Genomic DNA, 22470 nt, shown 5'->3' with positions numbered 1-22470 from the left:
ATATGACCGGAGAGATAATTCTTGCCGAAAATAAAGGGGTTTTGGACGCAGATGGATTTTCGACGTCGCGAATCTCGCCTCATAGATTCACTGGTCGTGATGTGCTTTCCGCCGAGTTCGAAAAGGTCTTCTCGAAGGTCTGGCTCCTGGCGTGTCCTGTTGCGGACGTCGCAAGGCCCGGCGATGCGTTTCCGATCATGATCGGCAAGGAGCCGGTGGTGGTCGTGCATGGCGACGATGGCGCGATCCGCGCCTTCTACAATGTCTGCCAGCATCGCGGGCGCCAGATCGTCACCGAGCGCCGCAACATCCGCTCGCTCTATTGCTGGTTCCATGGCTTCGAGTGGAACCTCGACGGGTCGTTGCGCAACATTCCCGATAAGGAGAGCTTCCAGGGCTATACCGACGAGAAGGATGTCGCCCTGCCGCCGATCCGCTGTCAGGTCTGGCAGAATCTCGTCTGGATCAATCTCGATCCCAATGCCGGTAGCCTCGAGGAATTTCTGGGTGAGGCGGGACGCCAACTCGCCGGGTATGGGCTCGATACCTATAATTTCGTCGGCGAGCAGATCGTTGAATGGGACTGCAACTGGAAGATTGCCGCGGATGCATTCCAGGAGGGCTACCACGGCCCGGTGACGCACCCGCAGCTGCAATTCTATCTGGAAGACGCGGAGGACATGCCGATCGATCTTTATGGTCTCCACAGCCGCGGCCTCTATCATATGGGCGCGCCTTGTTCGCGCCTGCCCGAGGAGCAGCGACGCAAGGCACAGCCGGGGCTGAAGGCGATGGCGGCTGCCGCTGGGGTTGATGCTGATGCTGATGAATATGAGGGGCGGCTCGACGACATGCGGCTGGCTATGCAGCGCGGCATGCGGGCTAAGCTGACGGAAGCGGGCTATGACGTCGCGGCGCTGTCGGACGATCAGATGACCGACGATTTCCACTATTTCATCTTTCCCAATATCACGATCAACACATTCGCCGAGCGCTTCTCGATATTTCGCTACATGCCGCATGCCGACGATCCTGGGCGAGCGACTTTCTGGGTCCAGCAGTTCGAACGTCCGGCAGAGCCGGGGATGACGGTGGAGCGGCCCAAGACGGTACACGGGCGCGGACTCGACTATAAGTTCGAGAATGAGGTCTATAACCAAGACGCGCGCAACGTCCCCTGGCTTCAGAAGGGCGTCAATTCCAAGGGGTTCAAAGGAATGCTCTTCAACCGGCAGGAGCGCCGGCTACGCCATTTCTACGACAGCCTCGATCAATATCTCGCGGCCGAAGACTGAGGCATGGTGAGAGTCATTTTTGTCGAGCCCGATGGAACCGAGCGCAATATCGAGGCGGAGGTCGGCCATTCACTGATGGAAGCGGCGCTACGGCATGGCATCGATGCGATCCGGGCTGATTGCGGCGGGGGTTGTTCCTGTGCGACCTGCCATGTCCATGTGGACCCCCCATGGCGTAACCGTCTGCCATCACTGGGCGAGACCGAAGATCTGATGCTCGAATTCGTCGAAGGTCGAGACGAACACAGCCGCCTCTCTTGCCAGATCGATGTCTCTGCCGAATTGGACGGTCTAACCGTCAAGCTTTCAGAGGAGCAACGATGATGTGCTCCCAGGTCTTCGGATAGTGATAAAACTTGCGTCGAAATCGCGAAATCTCAGCTCGCAGCGTGCACTGCGCGTCCGCTAATCGGGGTAATCGGCATGATTGCAGGCGGTCTGCAATCATGCCAATCGTCGCCGCGGAGCGGCTGTCTTGGCCGCTAGACGGTCCGGTAGCCGATCCCTGATGTGAACCGACTGGAGCGCCGCGCTTAACATGCTATGGGCATCCCATGCTTCACATGCACGGCCGCGGCGGCACCGTCCAAATCGATGGTGTCAAATATGACTGGGAACTCCTGAGCGAGCCCCAACTGTCCTCTTCCGAAGGCTGGAAGGGCATGATGGTCGCCTTGCGCCAGAGAGATATGCCCCGCGAAGCCGTGCTGGAATTTCCGACGCCAAGGCGCCTGTTGAAAGGACTGCCGAAAGGGCGGTCGCACATCAACGACGCGATAGCCTCGCGAGGGGTGCGAGCGGCATTGTCGGCAGGATGGGACCCGGCGTCTCGCGGCAAGCCGACGGTCTTCATGGTCGATGCCAACGGCGACTAAGCGCAATCGTCTGGCGCACTGGCATTCGGCACGAAAACTATGTTTCAAATTCAGCGTGACTAAATTTGTTTACAGGTTGAAGCGCGGCAATCCCTCCTTTGGGAGAAGGGGAGGGTGAGGGTTTATTTCAATCGTCCAACCAATCGGTTGTGATCTCGCCCCTATGCCCCTCCGGCGCCAGCGCGGTGCGCAGGGCTTCCAGCAGAGGCGGCAGCGCCTGCGTGAAGGCATAGGGCGGGTTGATGATAAAGAGGCCCGCGCCGTTATAGATGTCGGGCTGATCGCGATCGTACAACCAATGCTCCACCACCAGAAATTTCGGGATGCCGAGGTTGCGCAACTGCTGCTTCCAACGCACATGCGTGGCGCGGTCTTTCAGCGGATACCAGACCACCGTCACGCCATGCGCCCATTTGCGGTTAGCCGCGGCGAGGGTGGCGGTGATACGTGCGCGTTCATCGGTCTGCTCGTAGGGCGGGTCGACCACCACCACGCCGCGCGCGGTGCGGGGCGGCAGCATCGCCAGCCAAAGCTCATAGGCGTCGCGTTCGTGCACGGCGGCGGATGTGTCGCGCATCGCGCCGCGCAGGGCATAGGCGTCGTCGGGATGTTTCTCGTTCAGGATCAGAAAATCCTGCGGACGCAGAAGCTGCGCCAGAAATCGCGGCGATCCGGGATAGAAGCGAAGCTCGTCCCCGGCATTCACGGCCTGAACGGCGGCGCGGTAGTCGTCCAGCAAGGGGTTCGGGTCGGCAAAGGCCCGCAGCACGCCCTGTGTGGCCTCGCCGGTGCGCCTCGCCTCCTCGCCGCCAAGGTCGTACAGCCCGCAACCGGCATGGGTGTCGATCAGGGTGAGCGCGCTCTCTTTGAGCTGCAACGCCCGCACGAGGGCGATCAGCAGGCTGTGCTTTACGACATCGGCGCTGTTGCCGGCATGGAAGCTATGGCGATAATTCATTGTAATTCAAAATCCTGGCGATCTGCCTTCATCGAACGGCCGGGCGCGGAAGCCGAGCGCGAGGCGAGGGAAGCAACCCATCCGGTGCCCGTATAGCGTCGGACGGAAACCTTCAAAGCATTCTGCGCAAGGCCTCAAACCCGCGTTAGCGACCGTCACCAGAGGTGGAGGCGCCGGGCTCCGGGCCGCATGCGAAGGTTCGATCATCGGGGAGCCGGATGCGATTGGCATTGCCGCGAAGCGCCCGGTCGCCTGATGTCGGCCGAACATTCATATAACAGCGCATGATCAGAATTGCGGCGCTTCGACGTCCGCGTCTGTCAGGAGCGGATCTGCACCCGCTCAATGTCGAATGACCTGGATCGGAGCGTGTCGCCAAAGCAGCCTGGAAGGTCGCGCGAAGGTGGCGCCCGCACCCAAAATCCCTCGAAGCAGAACTTCGCCGGTCAAACCGACAAGTAACTCAAAGTCCCGAAGCTGGCTCCCGCTCGTTTTGTCGGCGCCGATCATATTTGAGATCGGGCCAGGGTAACTCAGATGAGCAATCGAAGTGCTGGTACCGATTGTAGTCGATCGATATCGATTGTTATCGTCACTCCCACTCGATCGTCCCCGGCGGCTTCGACGTATAATCATACACCACGCGGTTGATGCCCTGCACCTCGTTGATGATGCGCGTCGCGCAGCGCGACAGGAAGGCGGCTTCGAACGGGTAGATGTCGGCGGTCATGCCGTCGGTCGAGGTCACCGCACGCAGTGCGCAGACCTGATCGTAGGTGCGGTAATCGCCCATCACGCCGACGGTGCGGACGGGGAGCAGCACCGCGAACGCCTGCCAGATCTCGTCATAGAGACCCGCGTTTCGGATCTCTTCGAGATAGATCGCGTCGGCCTTGCGCAAAATGTCGCAGCTCGGCTTGGTGACTTCGCCGGGGATGCGGATCGCGAGGCCGGGGCCGGGGAAGGGGTGGCGGCCGACGAAGACGTCGGGAAGCCCGAGTTCCTTGCCGAGCAGGCGCACTTCGTCCTTGAACAATTCGCGCAAGGGTTCGACCAGCGCCATCTTCATGCGTTCGGGCAGACCGCCGACATTGTGGTGGCTCTTGATCGTGACGCTCGGCCCGCCGGTGAACGACACCGATTCGATGACATCGGGGTACAAAGTGCCCTGCGCGAGGAAATCGGCGCCGCCCAGCTTTTGCGCTTCCTCGTCGAAGACGTCGATGAAGGTCTTGCCGATGAACTTGCGCTTCGCCTCGGGGTCGGAAATGCCGGCGAGCCCGGCCATGAAGCGTTCCTCGGCGTCGACGACGACCAGCGGGATATTATAATGGTCGCGGAACAGCCGCTCGACCTGCTCGCGTTCGTTGAGGCGCAGCAGGCCGTGATCGACGAACACGCAAGTGAGCTGTTCGCCGATCGCTTCGTGGAGCAGCACCGCGGCGACCGCACTGTCGACCCCGCCTGACAGGCCGCAGAGTACCCGCTGGTCGCCGACCTGGGCGCGGATGTCGGCGATCTTGTTGGTGCGGAACTCTGCCATCGTCCAGTCGCCGGCGAGGCCGCAGATCTTGTGGACGAAGTTCGACAGCAGTTTCGCGCCATCGGGGGTGTGGACCACCTCGGGATGGAACATCGTCGTGTAATAGCGCTTCGCCTCGTTGACGCAGATTGCGAAGGGGGCGTTGGGCGAGGTGCCGACGATTTCGAACCCGTCGGGCGCCTCGGTGACGCGGTCGCCGTGGCTCATCCACACCGGATATTTCTGGCCGACCTCCCAGAAGCCGTCGAACAGCGGGCTGGCTTTCAGGATTTCGACGTCGGCGCGGCCGAATTCGGCGGCGTGCCCGCCCTCGACCGTGCCGCCGAGCTGGACGCACAGCGTCTGCTGACCATAGCAGATCGCGAGGATCGGCAGGCCGCTGTCGAGAATCGCCTGCGGCGCGCGCGGGCTGCCCTCGTCGGTGACCGACGCGGGTCCGCCCGACAGGATCACGCCCCGGGGCTGCATCCGCGCGAAGGCCTCGGCGGCGCTGTTGAACGGGACGATCTCGCTATAGACCCCGGCCTCGCGCACGCGGCGCGCGATGAGCTGGGTCACTTGGCTACCGAAGTCGACGATCAGGATGGATTCGGGAGGTTGTATGGACATGGCGCCACCTAAGGATGGACCCCGGCGCTGTCCAGTATTTCTAGGCCTCGACCATGGTTCCCGATCTTCGGCCGGCGCGCGATAGGGCTGGCAGCCGTCGATGAAGGCGGCAAATTGAGCTACCGGGCGCCGCGCATCGGGATAGAAAAGGGGCGTCCCGAAGGTGCGCCCCTTTTCCGTTCGAGCATGGGACTGCTGTCGGGCGGCGCCTAACCGCCGTTCGTGGAACTTTTGTTGCACTGCCATATTGTTGCGACAAACGCCGCCTAGCTGAACGGCCGGGGCAACTGGACGTCAGGGCGGGTTCAGCCTGCTTCGCTAAAGAAAACAAAGGCAAAAGAAAAAGGCTCGTCTCTCCCATGCCAAAATTCTCCTCCTCGCTGTCGGTCAAGGCCGCCCTGCTCGCGGCGGGGGCTTCGTTCGCCTGCCCGGCGATGGCCGAAGCCGTCGACAGTCCGATCGCGGTCGCCGTGACGACCACCGTCGCGGCCGACCAGCCCGCCGACGGTGCCGCCGCCAATCCGCAGGACAGCAACGACGATGGCTATGAGGACGAAATCGTCGTCACCGCGCCGCGGCTCGTCGGTCAGCTCGACACCGATTTTACCGCCGAGGCCGAACTCGATGAGGCGGCGATCGCCAGCTATGGCGTGTCGAACGTCGAGGAACTGCTGACCGCACTCGCGCCCCAGACGCGTTCGGGCCGCGGGCGCGGCAGCGGGCGACCGATCATCCTCGTCAACGGGCGCCGCATCGGCGGTTTTGGCGAAGTGCGCAACCTGCCCCCCGAAGCGATCGCCAAGGTCGAAGTGTTCCCCGAAGAGGTCGCGCTGCAATATGGCTATGCGGCCGACGAACGCGTCGTCAACCTCGTGCTCAAGCCCAATTTCCGGCAAGTCGCGGTCGAGGCCGAGGGCGGCATTCCGACGCAGGGCGGACGCTTCCAAAGCGAAATCGAACCGAGCTTCTTGATGATCGGCGCGAATGGCCGCTTCAACCTGAATACCGGGTGGGAGCATCAGACGATGCTGCGCGAGAGCGAGCGTAACCTCGACTATGCTTCAGACGCGGACGGCCAGGCATTGGCTGCCGGCGCGCCGGCGCGCAGCCTGCTCGGGGCGAGCGACACCTACAAGATCGACGGTACGGTCCAGCGCAGCCTCAACAAGCTGACCGACGCCTCGCTCAATGTCCGTTTCGACCAGACCGACAGCCTGTCGCTGATCGGCCCCGGCGTCGGCGGTGTCACCGACCCGCTGACGCGCAACAGCCGCAGCCGCAACCTGTCGACGACCGCCAGCATCAACGGCATGCTCGGCAACTGGCGCTGGTCGGCGGCGGCCAATTATGCCGACGCCGATTCGCTGATCTTCACCGATCGCGTCAGCGGCGCGCGCGACCGGTTCGACAGCAGCCAGCAAAGTTTCGGCGGCACCGCCAATATCTCGGGCGGGCTGGGCGACGGCTGGGCCGGACCGATCCGTCTGTCGGCGACCGCGAATTATGCGGGACTGCGCTTCGACAGCCGGTCGCAAACGGCGCTGGCGGTCACGACGACCGATCTCGCGCGCGACCTGCCGGGCGTCCTCGGCTCGCTGACGATCCCGCTGCTCGACCCCGAATATGGCGCGGGCAATATCGGCCGCGTGTCGCTCACGCTCAGCGGGCAATATCAGGATCCGAGCGATTTCGCGGCGCTCAAGAGTTGGGGCGCGAACCTCAATTGGGGGATCACCGACAATCTTTCGCTCGTCGCGAGCTTCAACAATGACGAGGCGGCGCCCGGCATCCAGCAACTCGGCGCCGCGCCGCTGGTGACCCCGGGGGTTACCTATTATGATTTTTCGACCGGCCAGACGGTTCAGATCACGACGACCACGGGCGGCAACCCCTTCCTGCTCGCCGAGCAGCGCCGCGACCTTAAGCTGGGCTTGAACTGGTCGCCGCCGATGCTCGAGGGGCTGAACTTCTCGGTCAATTACAACAAGAACAAGAGCTATGACACCGCGAACAGCTTCCCGCTGCTGACCCCCGAGATCGAGGCGGCCTTCCCCGACCGGGTTACGCGTGATGCCGATGGCGTGCTGATCGCGCTCGACCAGCGGCCGGTCAATTTCGACCGCACCGAAAATTCGCAGATTCGATGGGGTTTCAACTTCGGCAAGAGTTTCGGCCAGCAACAGCAGGGCGGACCCGGCGCTGCCGGCGGCCCTGGCGGCGCGCGGCCAGAAGGCGCGGGCGGACGTCCGCCCGGCGGCGAACGCGGACCCGGCGCACAGCGCGGTCCGGGCGGCCCCGGTGGCGGCGGTCCGCGCGCTGGCGGCGGCGGTCGCGGTCCTGGCGGCCCCGGCGGCATGCTCGGCGGCCCGCAGGGCGGGCGCTGGCAGGTCTCGCTCTATCACACGGTCAAACTGACCGACACGATCTTCATCCGCCCGGGCGTGCCCGAACTCGACCTGCTCGACGGCTCGGCGACGGGCAGCGGCGGCGGCAGCAACCGACACCTCGTCGAACTCGACGGCGGCGTGTTCAACAAGGGGCTCGGGGTGCGGCTGAGCGCGAAGTACGACAGCGGCAGCACCGTAACCGGCGGCACCGCGGGCGACCTCGATTTCGGCGACCTCGCGACCTTCAACCTGCGCGTCTTCATGGATTTGGGCCAGAAGCCGAAGCTGATCGAGAAGATGCCATTCCTCAAGGGTTCGCGCCTGCGCTTCGCGGTCGACAATATCTTCGACGCGCAGCGCAAGATCACCGACGGCAACGGCATCGTGCCGCTCAACTACCAGCCGGGCTATATCGATCCGCTCGGCCGTTATATCGAGCTGGAGTGGCGCAAGACCTTTTAGGCGGAGAGGATCGTCGTGCCGAGCACGGCGCCTTCGGACGCCGTTTCGGCGGGCACGAAGGTGAGGGCCTTGACGAACTGTGCGGTGCAGGCGGGCCAGTTGTAACGCGCGCCGAGCGCCGCCGCGTCGCCACGATCGCATTGCAGCGCCGCGGCGATCGCGTCGTCCAGATCCGCGTCGAGAGCGCCCGCGCCGCCGGCCACGATGTCGCCCGGACCGGGGACGGGATAAGCGGCGACCGGCGTGCCCGCGCTCAACGCCTCGATGATAACGAGGCCGAAGGTGTCGGTCCTACTCGGAAAGACGAAGACGTCGGCGCCGGAATAAATCGAAGCGAGTGCCTCGCCGGTTTGCTTGCCGAGGAAGAGGGCGCCCGGATAACGCGCCTTGAGTTCGGCGAGCGCCGGACCGTCGCCGACGATCACCTTGGTGCCGGGCTGGGTGGTATCGAGGAACGCCTCGATATTCTTTTCGACCGCGACGCGGCCGACATAGAGCTGGATCGGGCGCGGCAGTCCCGCGAGCGCGGAATGGGCGGCGCGGTCGGGACGGAACAGGTCATGGTCGACCCCGCGTTCCCACAGCATCGTCTGGGTCAGGCCCTGGTCGGCGAGTTCGCGGGCGAGGCTGCGCGTCGCGACCATGATGTGGCGCGCCGGGCGGTGGAACCAGCGGATGAAGCGCCACACGAAGGCGGGCGACAGCGGCAATCGCGCCGCGACATATTCGGGAAAGCGCGTGTGATAGGCGGTGGTGAAGGGGAATTTGTTGCGGATACACCAGCGCCGCGCCGCCATGCCGAGCGGGCCCTCGGTCGAAATATGGATCGCCTGCGGGGCAAAGGCGCGGATATGCCGCCCGACCTTGCGCCAGCCGGCGAAGGCAAGGCGGATTTCGGGATAAGAGGGGCAGGGGATCGAGCGAAACAGGTCGGGCGAAACGATGCCGACCTCGTGCCCCGCGCGCCGCAATTCGCCGATCGTCGCCTGCAAGGTGCGGACGACGCCGTTGACCTGCGGCTCCCACGCGTCGCTGACGATCAGGATCCGCATCAGGCCGCCCGTGCCGGGGCGGGTAGCGCCAGCGGGGTCGGCGCGGCGCGGGCCGCGACCTCCTCGGCCCAGTGCAGGATTTCCATCGTGCCGTCGTGATGCTCGACCAGCGCGGTGCAGCCTTCGACCCAGTCACCGTCGTTATAATAGTCGACGCCCTCGATCTCGCGCATCTCGGCGCTGTGGATATGGCCGCATACCACCCCGTCGACCCCGCGCGAGCGCGCGGCATGCGCGACGACTTCCTCGTACCGCCCGATGAACTGGACGGCATTTTTGACCTTGTGCTTGGCGACCATCGACAGCGACCAATAGGGCAGGCCAAGTTTGCTGCGGATGCGGTTCACCACCACATTGCACTTCATCAGCGCGGTGTAGGCGGCGTCGCCGACGAAGGCGAGCCAGCGGTGCGCGAGCATCACCGCGTCGAAATCGTCGCCGTGGACGACGAGCAGTCTCTTTCCGTCGGTGGTTTCGTGGATCGCCTCGCGGCGGATCTCGACCCCGCCGAAATCGAAACCGTCGAACGGCTTGATCATCTCGTCGTGATTGCCGGGGACATAGACGACCCGGGTGCCGCGCTTGGCGCGCTTGAGCACGCGCCAGACGACGTCATTGTGCTCGGGCGGCCAGAAATGGCGCTTTTTCAGTCGCCAGCCGTCGATGATGTCGCCGACGAGATAGAGCGTCTGGCAATCGACATGGTCGAAAAAATCGATGAGCATCGCGGCGTTGCAGCCGCGGGTGCCAAGGTGGATGTCGCTGACCCAGACGGTGCGATAGCTCCGCCGTTCGCCAATGACCCGTTCGGGAATATGCGGGTCGGTGGTGAAGGGGTCGGGGAAACGGGCGGGGATCGGCAGGGTCGAAATCGATGCCATGTCATGCTCCGTGGGCAGCCTTAGCTGTCCACGGCCTAGACAGGAGTTTTGTTACACGGCGGGAATCGAAGCCGCGACAGTTCGGAGAAAGTTTGGCGGCGGTTGTGTGACGGTGCCGAAAGACATGTCGTGACAAGCTCCGTCGCCCCCGCGAAGGCGGGGGCCGCTATCGGGGTAGCGCTAGGTCGCCCGCGGCCCCCGGCTACGCGGGGGCGACGGTCAAACGCGCCGGATCACCAAATTCCGGATTTCGCTCATATCCTCGATCGCGAAACGCACGCCTTCGCGGCCCAGCCCGCTGTCCTTGACCCCACCATAGGGCATGTTGTCGACGCGGTAGGACGACACGTCGTTGACGACGATGCCGCCGACCTCGAGATGATCCCAGGCCTCGAGCACCTTGTGCAGGTCGCTGGTGAACAGCCCGGCCTGGAGTCCGAACTTGCTGTCATTGACCTCGGCGAGGGCGTCTTCCCACTTGGAGAATTTCGACAGCACGACGACGGGGCCGAAAGCTTCCTCGACCACCACATCGGCGTCGCGCGGCACATTCTCCAGCAAGGCCGCTTCGAGCATATTGCCTTCGCAACCGCCGCCCGCGAGCAGGGTCGCGCCCGCGGCGACCGCGGCGTCGATCCAGCCTTTCAGCCGCTGCGCTTCCTTGACCGAGATCATCGGGCCGATGAAGGTGTCGTGGAGCTTCGGATCGCCCGATTTCAGCGTCTTGACCTTCGCGGCGAGCATGTCGCGGAAACGATCGTAGATATCCTCATGGATGATCACGCGCTGGACGTGGATGCAGCTTTGCCCCGACTGGTAATAGCCGCCGAAGATGATCCGTGCGAGCGCATGGTCGAGGTCGGCGTCCTTGTCGACGACCACCGCGGCGTTGCCGCCGAGTTCGAGCACGACCTTCTTTTTGCCCGCCTTGGCCTTCAAATCCCAGCCGACACCGGGCGAGCCGGTGAAGCTGAGCAATTTCAGCCGCTCGTCGGTGGTGAACAGGTCGGCGCCTGCGCGGCTCGCGGGCAGGATGCTGAACGCACCTTCGGGCAGGATGTCGCACTCGGCGAGCACCTCGCCCATGATGATCGCGCCGAGCGGGGTCATCGACGCGGGTTTCATCACGAACGGACAGCCGATCGCGATCGCGGGTGCGATTTTGTGCGCGGCGAGGTTGAGCGGGAAGTTGAACGGCGAGATGAAGCTGCACGGGCCGATCGGCACGCGTTTCCACATCCCCATATAGCCCTTGGCGCGCGCCGAAATGTCGAGCGGCTGGATCTCGCCATAGTTGCGTACCGCTTCCTCTGCGGCGATGCGAAAGGTGTCGATCAGGCGGCTGACCTCGCCCTCGGCATCGGCGATCGGCTTGCCCGCCTCGACGCACAGCGCAAAAGCGAGTTCGTCGAACCGTTCCTGAAAGCGCCCGACGCAATGGGTGAGAACGTCGCGCTTCTCGAAACTCGCCAGCCGCGCCATCGGCTCGGCGGCGCGCACCGCACCGGCGATCGCTTCGTCGATCACGTCGGGGGTCGCGAGCGCGGTGCGGAACGCGACCTCGCCGGTATATTTGTCGATCACCTTGAGATCGGTGTTCGGCTGCACCGCCTTGTTGTTGAGGTAGAGCGGGTAGACGTCTTTGAGTTTCACAATCATTCTCCAACCATGTCATCCCCGCGAAAGCGGGGACCCAGGGGCGGCCAGTTCAGCCGTTGAGCCGGTCATAGAGATCGAGCCATTGCGGATTGCCTTGCTCGATCAATTCCAGTTTCCATGCCCGGCGCCATTTCTTCACGGCCTTCTCGCGCGCGATCGCTTCGCTCACGTCGGCGAAGGCTTCGGCATGCACCAGTCGGTGCACGCCGTAACGCTTCGTGAAGCTCGCCCCCTGGCTGCTCCGATGCTGCGAACATCTGTGCGCCAGGTCGCCGGTAACGCCCGTGTAGAGAGTGCCGTTGCGCCCGCTCGCGAGGATATAGACGTGATAGGTCTGTTCCATTTCGCTCCTGGGTCCCCGCTTTCGCGGGGATGACAAGAAACAGCGGGCGACGGGCGACGGGCTTACATTTCCTTCGACAATTTCTTGATGTCGATGTTCAAAATCTGGTCGTTCTCGGTGTAATCGACCGGGCAATCGATCAGATGCACCCCCGGCGTGTCGCGGGTATGCGCGAGCAGTTCCTTCAGGTGCGCGGCGCTTTCGACGCGGTGGCCGTGGGCGCCATAGCTTTCGGCATATTTGACGAAATCGGGGTTGCCATAGGTCAGCCCCCAATCCTTGAAACCCATGTTCGCCTGTTTCCAGCGGATCATGCCATAGCTGTTGTCGTTCAAGATCAGCACGGTGATGTTGAGCCCCAGGCGGACCGCGGTCTCCATTTCCTGGCTGTTCATCATGAAACCGCCGTCGCCGCAGATCGCCATGACCTTGCGCCCCGGATAGACCATCGCCGACATCATCGCCGACGGCAGCCCCGCGCCCATCGTCGCGAGCGCATTGTCGAGCAGCACCGTATTGGGGCGATAGGCGGTGTAACCACGCGCGAACCAGATTTTGTAGACGCCGTTGTCGAGGCAGATGATGCCATCGTCGGGCATCGAATCGCGCACGGATTGCACCAGGTGCGGCGGGAAGATCGGGAAACGCGCGTCCTGTGCCAGCGGTGCGGTATGGTCGACCTCGCCCTTGCGGAAGGCGAGCATATGGTCGAATTTCCAGCCGCCGTTGGGGACGATGTCTTCCTTGATCTGCCACACCGCATTGGCGATGTCGCCGATCACCTCGATATCGGGGAAATAGACCGGGTCGACCTCGGCGGTCTTGGTCGAGACGTGGATGACGGTCGGACCGCCCTGTTTCATGAAGAAGGGCGGCTTTTCGATCACATCATGGCCGAGGTTGACGATACAGTCCGACGCCTCGACCGCGCGGTGGACGAAATCGCCCGCCGACAGCGCGGCGCAGCCGAGGAATTTCGGATGGCGTTCGTCGATCACGCCCTTGCCGAGCTGCGTCGTCAGGAAAGGGATGCCGGTCTTTTCGATGAACTGCAGCAGCATGCGACTGGTCATCGTGCGGTTCGCGCCGGCACCGATGACGAGGACGGGCGAGGTCGCTTCCTCGATCGCCTTCACCGCCTCGCGGATCGATTTGACGTCGGCGGTTGGCCGGCGCGAATGACTGCGCTTGATCGGCAGGCTGTCGGTATGTTCGTCGGCGATATCCTCGGGCAGTTCGATATGCACCGCGCCGGGTTTTTCTTCCTCGGCGAGGCGAAAGGCTTCGCGCACGCGGCTCGGGATATTGTCCGACGAGGCCATCTGGTGGGTATATTTGGTGATCGGCCCCATCATCGCGACGACGTCGAGAATCTGGAACCGGCCCTGCTTCGACTTCTTGATCGGCTTTTGCCCGGTGATCATCATCATCGGCATGCCGCCCAATTGCGCATAGGCGGCGGCGGTGACGAAGTTGGTCGCGCCGGGGCCGAGTGTCGCGAGGCAGACGCCGGTCTTGCCAGTGTGGCGGCCATAGGTGGCGGCCATGAAGCCCGCGCCCTGTTCGTGCCGGGTCAGGATCAGCTTGATCTTGGTCGACCGCGACAGGCTGTCGAGAAAGTCGAGATTCTCCTCGCCCGGGACGCCGAAAATATATTCGACGCCTTCTTCCTCCAGGCATTCGATGAACAGGTCGGATGCTTTTTTCATGTGACAGTCGCCCCCTCAGCCATGCACCCCATCGGTGCGGCCCCTAGTGTGTGCCGGCGACCCTCAGCACAAGTATCGATACAGCGGCGCTCGTCGTCAGGCCGCGAGTCCCTGCTGCATCGGGAAGCGGTTGTAACGAGGGGAAAAGGGGTTGTCACCTACGCGTGGGTGAAGGCTTTGATCAGCGTTTGTCGATCCAGAGATCGCGGTCGAGCCGACCCAACACTTCCGATCCGGCGGGGATATCCGCGCTACGCCCGGTGGCGACGAAGGGTAGGACGAGAAAGGCGGCGGCGGTCGCCGCAGCGTCGTCGGCCCCGCCCTTGCCCTTGGCCTCCAGCGTGCCGCTCACCCGGAGCGGCCCCCCGGGCAGTTCCGCATAGAGCAATTGCACTTCGAGCTTCCCCGCCTTTCCGAACGCGCCGCGCTCCTCGGCGCGCGAGAGCTGGCCGACAACGACGGTGTCGACGGGTATGGCCGTGACGCCATCGACGATCACCGCCGCCGCGACCTTCAGATAAAGGAGGTCGCCCTTGACGTTCTTCTTGCTGGAAATGCCATTGGTGGTGACGAGGTCGATCGTCGAACCCGCGGGCACGAGGAGCCGGGCGTCGTCGGTCGTTTGCGTGGCGGGCGGTGCGCTCGCGGTCTCCTGCTCGGCGGCCGGAAAGGCGAGCATCAGGGCGAGACCAAGGGCGGACGCGCGGAGTTGCATCATGACCCGGCCGGCGATGGCGCCGGGATTTGGGTGTCCTGCTCGACAAAACCCGTCATCAGCTCGCCCGCCTTGATCTTCGCATTATTGCCCTTGGCAAAGAGACCGAGAGGACCGAGCGCGAGAATGCCCAGCGCGGTCTCGCCGCCACCGCCAGCGCCCCTGGCGCTGTTGGTGCCGCTGACCGGAATTTGGATGCCACCGCTTTCGACATAGAGGAGTTTCGCTTCGAGCGAGCCGGCCTTGCCGACATTGCCGCTCTTCTTGGCGGCGAGCACTTCGCCCCAAGCGGTGGCGCCGACGGCGATGATCGTGACGCCGTCGACGACGACCGGCCTGTCGACCCGCAATCTGAACCGGTGTCCCGCCAGATGCGTCTTGGTCGTCACTTCCGATACGACCATGAAATGGATCGGCGTATCGCGCCTCAGCACGACAGCCGGAGGAATCGGTGCCGCGGCGCCCGCGGCGGGTTCCGCGGCCATCGGCTCGGCTGCGACCACCACCGTCGCCGGCGGCGCGTCGGCGGGCGCCGCCGGCGTCGCGGACACTAACCAGGCCGCGGCCATCGCCGCATGAATCGGAACCATGATATCCCCCTGCGTCCTCCGCAGCTTAGCCCATGAACCACGGGTTTTGCCAAGATAGAATCAGGTTGACCTGCGCCCGCCGCACCGCGAATTAAAACAAACATCCAAAGGGGGAGCAGACAATGAAACGAAGCAAGATTCTCGCGGCCGTGGCGATCGCGGTCGCGGCGGTTTCGACGCCCGCGTTGGCGAAGAAAAAGGACGCGACCCATGTCGTCGTCAACGAGGAAATGGGCGTTCCCGTTTTCCCTTATGACATCACCGACAAGCCGTACAGGATCGTCGGCGTGGTGACCGCGGGTGTCCGCAAGGCGACGATTTTCAGCAAGGAACCGTCCCAGCGGAAAATCTATAACGAGCTGTGGGAACGCGGCGAAAAGCTGGGCGCGGACGCCGTGATCGGCGCCAAATATGGCGACAGCCACGTCACCGCCATGAGCTGGGGCAGCACCAAGGCCGGTGGTGTCGCGATCAAGTTCCTGACCGCCGAGGAAATCGCCGCGGGTACGAAGGGCGACACGCTCGAAGGGTTCGATCCCGAAACGTGGACCGGCAAGAAGATGTAAGGTCCTCGCCGCGCTGTTCGCGGTGGCTGGCGAAACGAGGGAGCGGCGTTTGTCGCTCCCCTTTTTTTGGCGCCATATGGAGAGGGGGCGACGTCTTGACTCGCCTCGAATTCGCCGTGGCTCAATCGATGTCGAATAATCCGGCGAGCTGCTCGACCATCGTGCCGCCGAGCTGTTCTGCGTCCATGATGGTGACCGCGCGGCTATAGTATCGCGTCACGTCATGCCCGATGCCGATCGCGCACAGCTCGACCGGCGAGCGGGTCTCGATCCACTCGATCACCTGGCGCAAATGCTGATCCAGGTACGCGCCATGATTGACCGACAGCGTGCTGTCGTCGACCGGCGCGCCGTCCGAAATCACCATCAAAATGCGGCGTTCCTCGGGGCGGTTGACGATGCGGCTGTGCGCCCAGATCAGCGCCTCGCCGTCGATATTTTCCTTGAGCAGCCCCTCGCGCATCATCAGCCCGAGCGACTTGCGTGCGCGGCGATAGGGTTCGTCGGCGGGCTTGTAGATGATGTGACGCAAATCGTTGAGGCGGCCGGGGTGCGGCGGCCGGCCGGCGGCGAGCCAGTCCTCGCGGCTCTGTCCGCCCTTCCAGGTGCGCGTGGTGAAGCCCAGGATTTCGGTCTTGACGCCGCAACGTTCGAGCGTGCGCGCGAGGATGTCGGCGCTGATCGCGGCGATGCTGATCGGGCGGCCGCGCATCGAGCCGCTGTTGTCGATCAGCAAGGTGACGACGGTGTCGCGGAAGTCGGTGTCGCGTTCGATCTTGTAGGAGAGCGACTGGCCGGGCGAGACGATGACGCGCGCGAGCCGCGCGGCGTCGAGCTGGCCTTCCTCCTGGTCGAAATCCCAGGCGCGGTTCTGCTGCGCCATCAGGCGGCGCTGGAGCCGGTTGGCGAGCTTGGTCACCGCGCCCTGCAGATGCTGCATCTGTTGGTCGAGATAGGCACGCAGACGGGTCAGTTCGTCGGCGTCGCACAGGTCGGTCGCGGCGATGATCTCGTCATGCTTTTCAGTAAAGCGCAGATAGTTGAAATCCGGGACGTCGGTCGGCAGGCGGTTGGGACGCACCGGCAACATGCCCTCATCGCCTTCGCCGCCCATCTCGGGCTCGCCGTCGGCCTCCATCTCCTGCGCGTCGGGATCGCTGTCGCCGTCGTCGGCCTGGTCGCCCGCGGTCTCGGCGCGGGCATCGACCTGTTGTTCGCTGCTGCCGCCGTCTTCGCTGTCCTGCTCGTCCTGCGACTCTTCGGCTTCGCTCTGGTCCTCGTCGCCGCCATCCTCGGCGCCCTCGTCCATCGGCTCGTCGCCATAGATCAGGTCGAGGTGACGCAGCGCGAGCTTCGCTGTTTCCGCGAACGCGACCTGATCGTCGATCTGCATCGCCAGCGCGTCGATGTCGCCGCCGGCCTGCTTGGCGATCCAGTCGCTGATCAGGCCGAGTCCGGTTTCGGTGCCCTGCGGCGGCGCTTCGCCGGTCAGCGCCTGACGCAGCATCAGTTCGAGCGCCGAGGATACCGGCACGTCGTCGCGGCTCTGCGCACGGGCGATCGGGTCGCTGCGCATCCGCATCGCGAGGCTCGCCGACAGGTTCGCGCGCATCCCGTCCATGTGCCGCGCACCGAGTGCCTCGATGCGCGCGCGCTCCATCGCGTCGAAGGCGGCGGCGGCGAGCGGTTCGGCGGGACGCGCGGCGGCGTGCAGCTTTTCGCTATGGTGCTTCATCCGCAGCGCATAACCGTCGGCGAATCCGCGCGCTTCGGCGACCTGGTCGGCGGGCAGGGTGCGCGACGGCGTGGGGACCTTGATCGTCTTGCCGATCTGCGCCGGGGCGTCGGCGGTGAACCCGACCTCGACCTCGGCATCGCGCGTCACCGCGCGCGCGACGCTCGACAGCGCGGCCTTGAAATCGTCGAGGGGAGAGGAGGCGGTCATGGTGACTCGGCTCTAACCAGCTTTTGCCATCGAAGGAAGATGGCGCGGTGGCAATTCCCGCACGTCACCCCGGACTCGATCCGGGACCCGCCTGTCTTGAAGAAAAAGGCGGGTCCCGGGTCAAGCACGGGATGACGGAGGTATAGCGATGCTTGCTTGACGCTCGCCGGGCGCGGGCGCATCCGCCGGGCATGACCTCTCCCATGAAAAAGCCTTGGATCGTCATTCTCTGCGCGGCGTTCATCGTCACGCTGGCGATGGGCGTGCGTCAGAGCTTTGGCCTCTTCCTGCCGCAGATGAGCGTCGACATCGGGATCAGCCGGTCGGACTTCGGGCTGGCGATGGCGCTGCAGAATCTGCTGTTCGGGCTGGTCCAGCCCTTCGTCGGCGCGCTCGCCGACAAACATGGCGCGGGGCGGGTCGTGCTCGGCGGCGCGCTGCTCTATGCGCTCGGGCTGATCGGTGCGGCGTTCGCGACCGACGCGATCGGGCTGCATATCAGCTTCGGCCTGCTGATCGGCATGGCGCAGTCGGCGACCACCTTTGTCGTTGTGCTCGGCGCCGTCGGCCGCGTCGTCAGCCCTGAAAAGCGCAGCAGCGCCTTCGGCATCGTCACCGCGGGCGGCTCGCTCGGGCAGTTCCTCGTCGTGCCGCTCGCGTCGATGCTCCTGCGCGATATCGGCTATCACGAAACGCTGTGGATCATGGCGGGTCTCGTCGCGCTATGCGGCCTGCTGGCGATCGGGGTGGCGGGACGGACCAACGGCGGTTCGGACCTCATGGTGGAGGTCGAGCAGAGCGCGCGCGAGGCGCTGCGCGAAGCGGCGGTCCACCGCGGCTTCTGGCTGCTCAACGCCGGCTTCTTCGTCTGCGGTTTCCACATCGCCTTCATCGCGACGCACCTGCCGGCCTATCTCGACGACAAGGGGCTCGGCATCGAAATCGGGGCGCAGGTCCTCGCGCTCGTCGGGCTGTTCAACATCCTCGGTTCCTATGTGTTCGGCCGCGCGGGCGATGTGCTGCGCCAGAAATATGTCCTGTCGGGGCTGTATGTCGCGCGCTCGGCGGTGATCGCGCTCTTCCTCTTCCTGCCGCTGACCCACGCCAGCGCGCTGGCCTTCGCGGGCGCGATGGGGTTCCTGTGGCTCGGCACCGTGCCGCTGACCAGCGGCATCGTCGGGCGCGTCTTCGGCATCCGCTATCTCTCGATGCTCTATGGCATCGTCTTCCTCAGCCACCAACTCGGCAGCTTCTTTGGCGCCTACACCGCCGGGCTGATCTTCGACGCCACCGGCAGCTATAATATCGCGTGGGGTTTCTCGATCGCGCTCGGGCTGTTCGCGGGGCTCGTCCATCTGCCGATCGCCGACGGACCGGTCAAACGGTTGCAACCGGCATGAAGCTCCAGCGCCAGGATGGAATCGCGCTCGCGATTTTCCTGGTGGTCGCGGTCGGCGGGCTGTGGCTGTGGACGGGCGAGGGGCCGGTGGTCTGGCTCAGCAATGTCGCGATCATGTGCGGCTTCGGTTAGAAGATCCAGTTGCAGACCGCCTGATCCTGCTCGATCGGCATCGCGGGATCGGGCATCAGCCGGAACACATGCGCGAACTGGGTTGTCGTCCGCTCGGGCCGCGTCCGCTTGCCCGCGACGACGTCGACGAAATCGCGGCAGACCACCGAACTGCGCAGGAAATTGCTGTGCCCCGTCGCGCCGCGCGACACGTCGGTCGCGTCGACAACGGTGAGGCCCGCGACCGCCGCGGGATAGCAGCGCACCGGCAATCCCTTGGCCTTCAGGTCCGCCGCTTCGAAGGGGTCGAAGCAATAGGGCGAACCGAGCCGCGGATAGCCGTGCAGCGTGCGCGACGCCGCGAGCGCCTTGTCCTTGTGCGATACATAGACGGTGATCCGCCGGTCGCGCGCGACCCGGCGGGGGGCGAGCACCTCTTCCTCGATGTCGCGTTCGAACGTTTCACGGTCGATATCGGGCGAGGCGAGGATGATGTTTGAGATGTTGCTGCTGTCGGCGCTGCTCGACGTGCGATCGACGTAGGATATCGCCGGAATCACCAGCCGCGCGCCGAGCGAGTGCGAGACGATCACGATTTCCTTGACCCAGCCCTGCTCGGCCAGCGTCTTGAGGAAATCGCGGAAGTTGCGGACGTCGTGATACATGTTGGTTTCATCGACCGCATAGCCGAGCAGCTTGTGCTGCGAGGGCCAGCTATATTCGATCACCGGCCCGTCGAAATTCGTCATGCGGGCGATCTGCGCCGCGTCGCGCGATGTCGTCGCGAAACTCTCGCGATAGCCATGGACATAGAGCAGCACGCGGCCCTGCCGCCGGTCGGTCTCGGCCTGCAGCGCCTTCCACCAGTCGCCCGGCGCCTGGAACGCCATCGGGGTGCGCAATTGTTTTTTGCCGTCCACCTTGGCTTCTTGCGGCGCATGGAACCGGCCATAACGCATCCGGTCGCCGCGATGGTTCAACAACTGGATATCGGGCGTGCGGCAATCGGGCAGCCGGCTCGTCGCAAAGAACAGCGGCAGCGCATCAGTATCGAGCGTTGCGCCCGGCGCCGCGGTGCAGCGCGCGTCTGCGATATAGTCGGCATGGCGAACCTTGCCATAATCGACCGCGACGGCGCAGCCGGAGAGCGTCAGCGCCGCGCACGCCACCGCGAGGTGGCGAAGCGGCATCACTTGCCGACCACCCCCTCGGGCAGGTCCTCGCCGAACACGCGCTGATAATATTCGGCGACGATCATCCGTTCGGCCTCGTCGCACTTGTTGAGGAAGGTCAGGCGGAAGGCGAAGCCGAGGTTGTTGAAGATCGCGGCGTTCTGGGCCCAGCTGATCACCGTGCGCGGCGACATCACGGTCGAGATGTCGCCATTGATGAAGCCTTGGCGGGTCAGGTCGGCGACCTTGACCATGTTGGCGACGGTCGTGTCGTCGGTGTCGGGCACCTTGGCGAGAATGATCGCGCTTTCGGTCGCGGCGGGCAGATAGTTTAGCGTGACGACGATGTTCCAGCGGTCCATCTGGCCCTGGTTGATCTGCTGCGTGCCATGATACAGCCCGCTCGTGTCGCCGAGCCCGACGGTGTTCGCGGTCGAGAACAGCCGGAAGTAAGGGTTCGGGCGGATCACCCGGTTCTGGTCGAGCAGGGTCAGCTTGCCCTCGGTCTCGAGCACGCGCTGGATCACGAACATCACGTCGGGGCGGCCGGCGTCATATTCGTCGAAGACGAGCGCGGTGGGGGTCTGCAGCGCCCAGGGGAGCAGGCCTTCGCGAAACTCGGTGACCTGCTGGCCGTCCTTGAGCACGATCGCGTCGCGCCCGACGAGGTCGATGCGGCTGATATGCGCGTCGAGGTTGACGCGGATGCACGGCCATTTCAGCCGCGCCGCGACCTGTTCGATATGCGTCGACTTGCCGGTGCCATGATAGCCCTGGACCATCACACGGCGGTTGTATTTGAACCCGGCGAGGATCGCGAGCGTGGTGTCGCCGTCGAAGACATAGGCCGGGTCGAGGTCGGGCACGCGCGCGTCGGCCTCGCTGAACGCGGGGACCATCATGTCGATATCGACCCCGAACATCTCGCGCGCGCTGACCTCGACATCGGGGGCGGCGAGCAGGGTCGAACCATGATGGTCGGCGAGGCTGTTGGGGATATCGGTCATGTCAAAAATCCAGCGAAACAAACGGGGGAGAGTCGCCGGTTCGTCCGACGCTTCGGCTAGCGCGGTATAGGCGTAGGTTTCGCCTTGCAACGCCTTTTCAGATGAGATCGAGCGCCTTCATCACCGCAGACTGGTCGTAATAGGGGCGTTCGCAGACGATCTTGTCGCTGCCCGGCGCGAACTGAAAGCTCGCCGCCATGCGCACGCGAAAGGCCTTGCCGGTCGGCTCGACCGTCCGCAGGCCGAGCCGGAGCGGCCCGAGATGGGTGCCGGTCAGCCAGAATTCGACAAGCACCGTGTCGGTCGCGGCATCGGCGGCGATCGCGATCACTTCGTTCGCCTGGTCGGGAAAAGGCTCGCGCGAGGCGGCGAAATAGGAACGGACGGCGGCTTCGCCGTCGAACACCGTGCCGGGACCGAGCAGCTCGTAGCGCGGATGGTCGAAGGTCGCGATCACCCCGTCCCAGTCGTGGGTGATCTCGAGCGCCATATGGCGGCGAACCACCTCGATGCGCTTCTTGTCCAGTTCGCTCATCGCCGCTCTCCCTGCAAAGCCCCTAGGCGAAGGCCTTCGTCTTTCGCAGCAACTGATATGCCGCAACAACCTCGCCGAGTCTCGCCTCATGGCTGCGGTCGCCGCCGTTGCGGTCGGGGTGGTATTTGCGCACCAGCTCGCTGTAGCGCCGCCGCAGCGCCGCGCGGTCGGCGTCTGCCGGCAGCCCCAGCAATTGCATCGCGGCATGCTCTTCGCGCGACAGGCCGGGGTTCGCCGCTTCACGCCGCGCCTCGTCCATCCGCTGGCGGAACCGCGCCCCCAGCGCGTCGATCGGGTCCTTGAAATCGGCCCAGCGCGGCGGCAGGTCGGCGCTGCCGGCGGGGCGGAAGGTGCGGCTTTCGGTTTCCCAGCCCGCGGTCGGGGTCTGCGCCGCCAGGATCTGGTCGGCGCTCATTCCCTCGAAATAATTATAGCCGCTGTTGAACTCGCGGACATGGTCGAGGCACAGCCAGCGATATTGTGGCGGCCCGTCGGGTGAGCGGGTCGCGGGAATCGGGGCGCGAAATTCGCCCGCCTCGCGGCATCCGGGCGCGGCGCAGCGGTCTTCGCGGGGCACGCGGCCATGGAAACGGGTGGGGCGGGTCGGGGACGGCAAGGCGGGCTCTCGGGGCGTCTGAAGCGTTGGGGAGGCCTTAT

The 22470-nt window shown here is 64.6% G+C and carries 21 protein-coding genes; 7 read left to right on the top strand and 14 right to left on the bottom strand.

What is annotated here, in order from left to right:
- Positions 1-2 precede the first annotated feature (2 nt).
- The 3 genes from EEB18_RS05175 to EEB18_RS05165 all read left to right on the top strand — a co-directional run bounded on the left by EEB18_RS05175 (position 3) and on the right by EEB18_RS05165 (position 2170).
- Positions 3-1295 (top strand): aromatic ring-hydroxylating oxygenase subunit alpha, encoded by a 1293-nt coding sequence (locus EEB18_RS05175; protein ID WP_187141370.1) that lies wholly within the window; start codon positions 3-5, stop codon positions 1293-1295.
- A 3-nt stretch (positions 1296-1298) separates the two neighbouring features.
- Positions 1299-1619, top strand: coding sequence for a 2Fe-2S iron-sulfur cluster-binding protein (locus EEB18_RS05170; RefSeq protein WP_187141371.1), 321 nt, complete (start codon positions 1299-1301; stop codon positions 1617-1619).
- Between the two features lie 230 nt (positions 1620-1849).
- Positions 1850-2170 carry a hypothetical protein gene (locus tag EEB18_RS05165; protein ID WP_187141372.1) on the top strand — a complete coding sequence of 107 codons (321 nt, stop codon included), beginning with the start codon at positions 1850-1852 and terminating at the stop codon, positions 2168-2170.
- A 127-nt stretch (positions 2171-2297) separates the two neighbouring features.
- On the opposite strand, the gene EEB18_RS05160 is transcribed toward EEB18_RS05165, so the two are convergent.
- Together EEB18_RS05160 and guaA are read right to left on the bottom strand one after the other, a co-directional pair.
- Positions 2298-3128 (bottom strand): 23S rRNA (adenine(2030)-N(6))-methyltransferase RlmJ, encoded by an 831-nt coding sequence (locus tag EEB18_RS05160; protein WP_187141373.1) that lies wholly within the window; start codon positions 3126-3128, stop codon positions 2298-2300.
- 592 nt (positions 3129-3720) lie between these two features.
- Positions 3721-5280 carry a glutamine-hydrolyzing GMP synthase gene (gene guaA, locus EEB18_RS05155; protein WP_187141374.1) on the bottom strand — a complete coding sequence of 520 codons (1560 nt, stop codon included), beginning with the start codon at positions 5278-5280 and terminating at the stop codon, positions 3721-3723.
- A 359-nt stretch (positions 5281-5639) separates the two neighbouring features.
- Here guaA and EEB18_RS05150 point away from each other — a divergent pair, with 359 nt between their 5' ends.
- The gene (locus tag EEB18_RS05150; RefSeq protein ID WP_187141375.1) at positions 5640-8129 is read left to right on the top strand and encodes an ABC transporter ATP-binding protein; all 2490 of its coding nucleotides are present in this window, start codon (positions 5640-5642) and stop codon (positions 8127-8129) included.
- Here the strand turns inward: EEB18_RS05150 and EEB18_RS05145 are convergent.
- From EEB18_RS05145 to EEB18_RS05115, 7 genes are all read right to left on the bottom strand, one after another.
- Positions 8126-9181 carry a glycosyltransferase family 4 protein gene (locus tag EEB18_RS05145; protein ID WP_187141376.1) on the bottom strand — a complete coding sequence of 352 codons (1056 nt, stop codon included), beginning with the start codon at positions 9179-9181 and terminating at the stop codon, positions 8126-8128. The two genes, EEB18_RS05150 and EEB18_RS05145, sit on opposite strands and share 4 nt — an antisense overlap.
- A complete protein-coding gene (locus EEB18_RS05140; RefSeq protein ID WP_187141377.1) occupies positions 9181-10062 on the bottom strand; it encodes a UDP-2,3-diacylglucosamine diphosphatase in 882 nt (293 codons plus the stop codon). The genes EEB18_RS05145 and EEB18_RS05140 overlap by 1 nt, the downstream gene beginning before the upstream one ends.
- Positions 10063-10281: 219 nt before the next feature.
- Positions 10282-11721: an aldehyde dehydrogenase family protein gene (locus EEB18_RS05135; RefSeq protein WP_187141378.1), complete on the bottom strand. Its 1440-nt coding sequence runs from the start codon at positions 11719-11721 to the stop codon at positions 10282-10284.
- 49 nt (positions 11722-11770) lie between these two features.
- The gene (locus EEB18_RS05130) at positions 11771-12064 is read right to left on the bottom strand and encodes a GIY-YIG nuclease family protein (protein WP_187141379.1); all 294 of its coding nucleotides are present in this window, start codon (positions 12062-12064) and stop codon (positions 11771-11773) included.
- 62 nt (positions 12065-12126) lie between these two features.
- Positions 12127-13773, bottom strand: a complete 1647-nt coding sequence (locus tag EEB18_RS05125) for an acetolactate synthase large subunit (RefSeq protein WP_187141380.1) — start codon at positions 13771-13773, stop codon at positions 12127-12129.
- A 181-nt stretch (positions 13774-13954) separates the two neighbouring features.
- The gene (locus EEB18_RS05120; protein WP_187141381.1) at positions 13955-14491 is read right to left on the bottom strand and encodes a hypothetical protein; all 537 of its coding nucleotides are present in this window, start codon (positions 14489-14491) and stop codon (positions 13955-13957) included.
- Positions 14488-15078 (bottom strand): hypothetical protein, encoded by a 591-nt coding sequence (locus EEB18_RS05115; RefSeq protein WP_187141382.1) that lies wholly within the window; start codon positions 15076-15078, stop codon positions 14488-14490. The genes EEB18_RS05120 and EEB18_RS05115 overlap by 4 nt, the downstream gene beginning before the upstream one ends.
- A 122-nt stretch (positions 15079-15200) precedes the next feature.
- On the opposite strand from EEB18_RS05115, the gene EEB18_RS05110 reads away from it, so the two are divergent.
- Positions 15201-15644, top strand: coding sequence for a hypothetical protein (locus EEB18_RS05110; protein ID WP_262408133.1), 444 nt, complete (start codon positions 15201-15203; stop codon positions 15642-15644).
- A 121-nt stretch (positions 15645-15765) separates the two neighbouring features.
- On the opposite strand, the gene cobT is transcribed toward EEB18_RS05110, so the two are convergent.
- Entirely contained in the window at positions 15766-17589 is a 1824-nt protein-coding gene (gene cobT, locus EEB18_RS05105; RefSeq protein WP_187141383.1) for a cobaltochelatase subunit CobT, read from the bottom strand.
- A gap of 203 nt (positions 17590-17792) precedes the next feature.
- Between cobT and EEB18_RS05100 the strand changes: the two genes are divergently transcribed.
- Positions 17793-18989, top strand: a complete 1197-nt coding sequence (locus tag EEB18_RS05100) for an MFS transporter (RefSeq protein WP_222943146.1) — start codon at positions 17793-17795, stop codon at positions 18987-18989.
- Positions 18986-19120, top strand: coding sequence for a hypothetical protein (locus EEB18_RS22665; RefSeq protein WP_262408132.1), 135 nt, complete (start codon positions 18986-18988; stop codon positions 19118-19120). The genes EEB18_RS05100 and EEB18_RS22665 overlap by 4 nt, the downstream gene beginning before the upstream one ends.
- Here EEB18_RS22665 and EEB18_RS05095 read toward each other — a convergent pair.
- The 4 genes from EEB18_RS05095 to EEB18_RS05080 all read right to left on the bottom strand — a co-directional run bounded on the left by EEB18_RS05095 (position 19117) and on the right by EEB18_RS05080 (position 22390).
- Complete coding sequence (locus EEB18_RS05095) at positions 19117-20289, bottom strand: alpha/beta hydrolase (RefSeq protein WP_187141385.1); 1173 nt, start codon at positions 20287-20289, stop codon at positions 19117-19119. The two genes, EEB18_RS22665 and EEB18_RS05095, sit on opposite strands and share 4 nt — an antisense overlap.
- Positions 20289-21278, bottom strand: a complete 990-nt coding sequence (gene cobS, locus EEB18_RS05090) for a cobaltochelatase subunit CobS (protein WP_056351951.1) — start codon at positions 21276-21278, stop codon at positions 20289-20291. The genes EEB18_RS05095 and cobS overlap by 1 nt, the downstream gene beginning before the upstream one ends.
- Positions 21279-21375: 97 nt before the next feature.
- Positions 21376-21813 carry a nuclear transport factor 2 family protein gene (locus tag EEB18_RS05085; protein WP_056348843.1) on the bottom strand — a complete coding sequence of 146 codons (438 nt, stop codon included), beginning with the start codon at positions 21811-21813 and terminating at the stop codon, positions 21376-21378.
- Between the two features lie 22 nt (positions 21814-21835).
- Positions 21836-22390, bottom strand: a complete 555-nt coding sequence (locus EEB18_RS05080; protein ID WP_187141387.1) for a J domain-containing protein — start codon at positions 22388-22390, stop codon at positions 21836-21838.
- Between the last annotated feature and the right edge of the window lie 80 nt (positions 22391-22470).

It is taken from the genome of Sphingopyxis sp. OPL5 (assembly GCF_003797775.2).
GTDB lineage: Bacteria > Pseudomonadota > Alphaproteobacteria > Sphingomonadales > Sphingomonadaceae > Sphingopyxis.
This window is presented reverse-complemented; position numbering and strand designations above follow the sequence as displayed.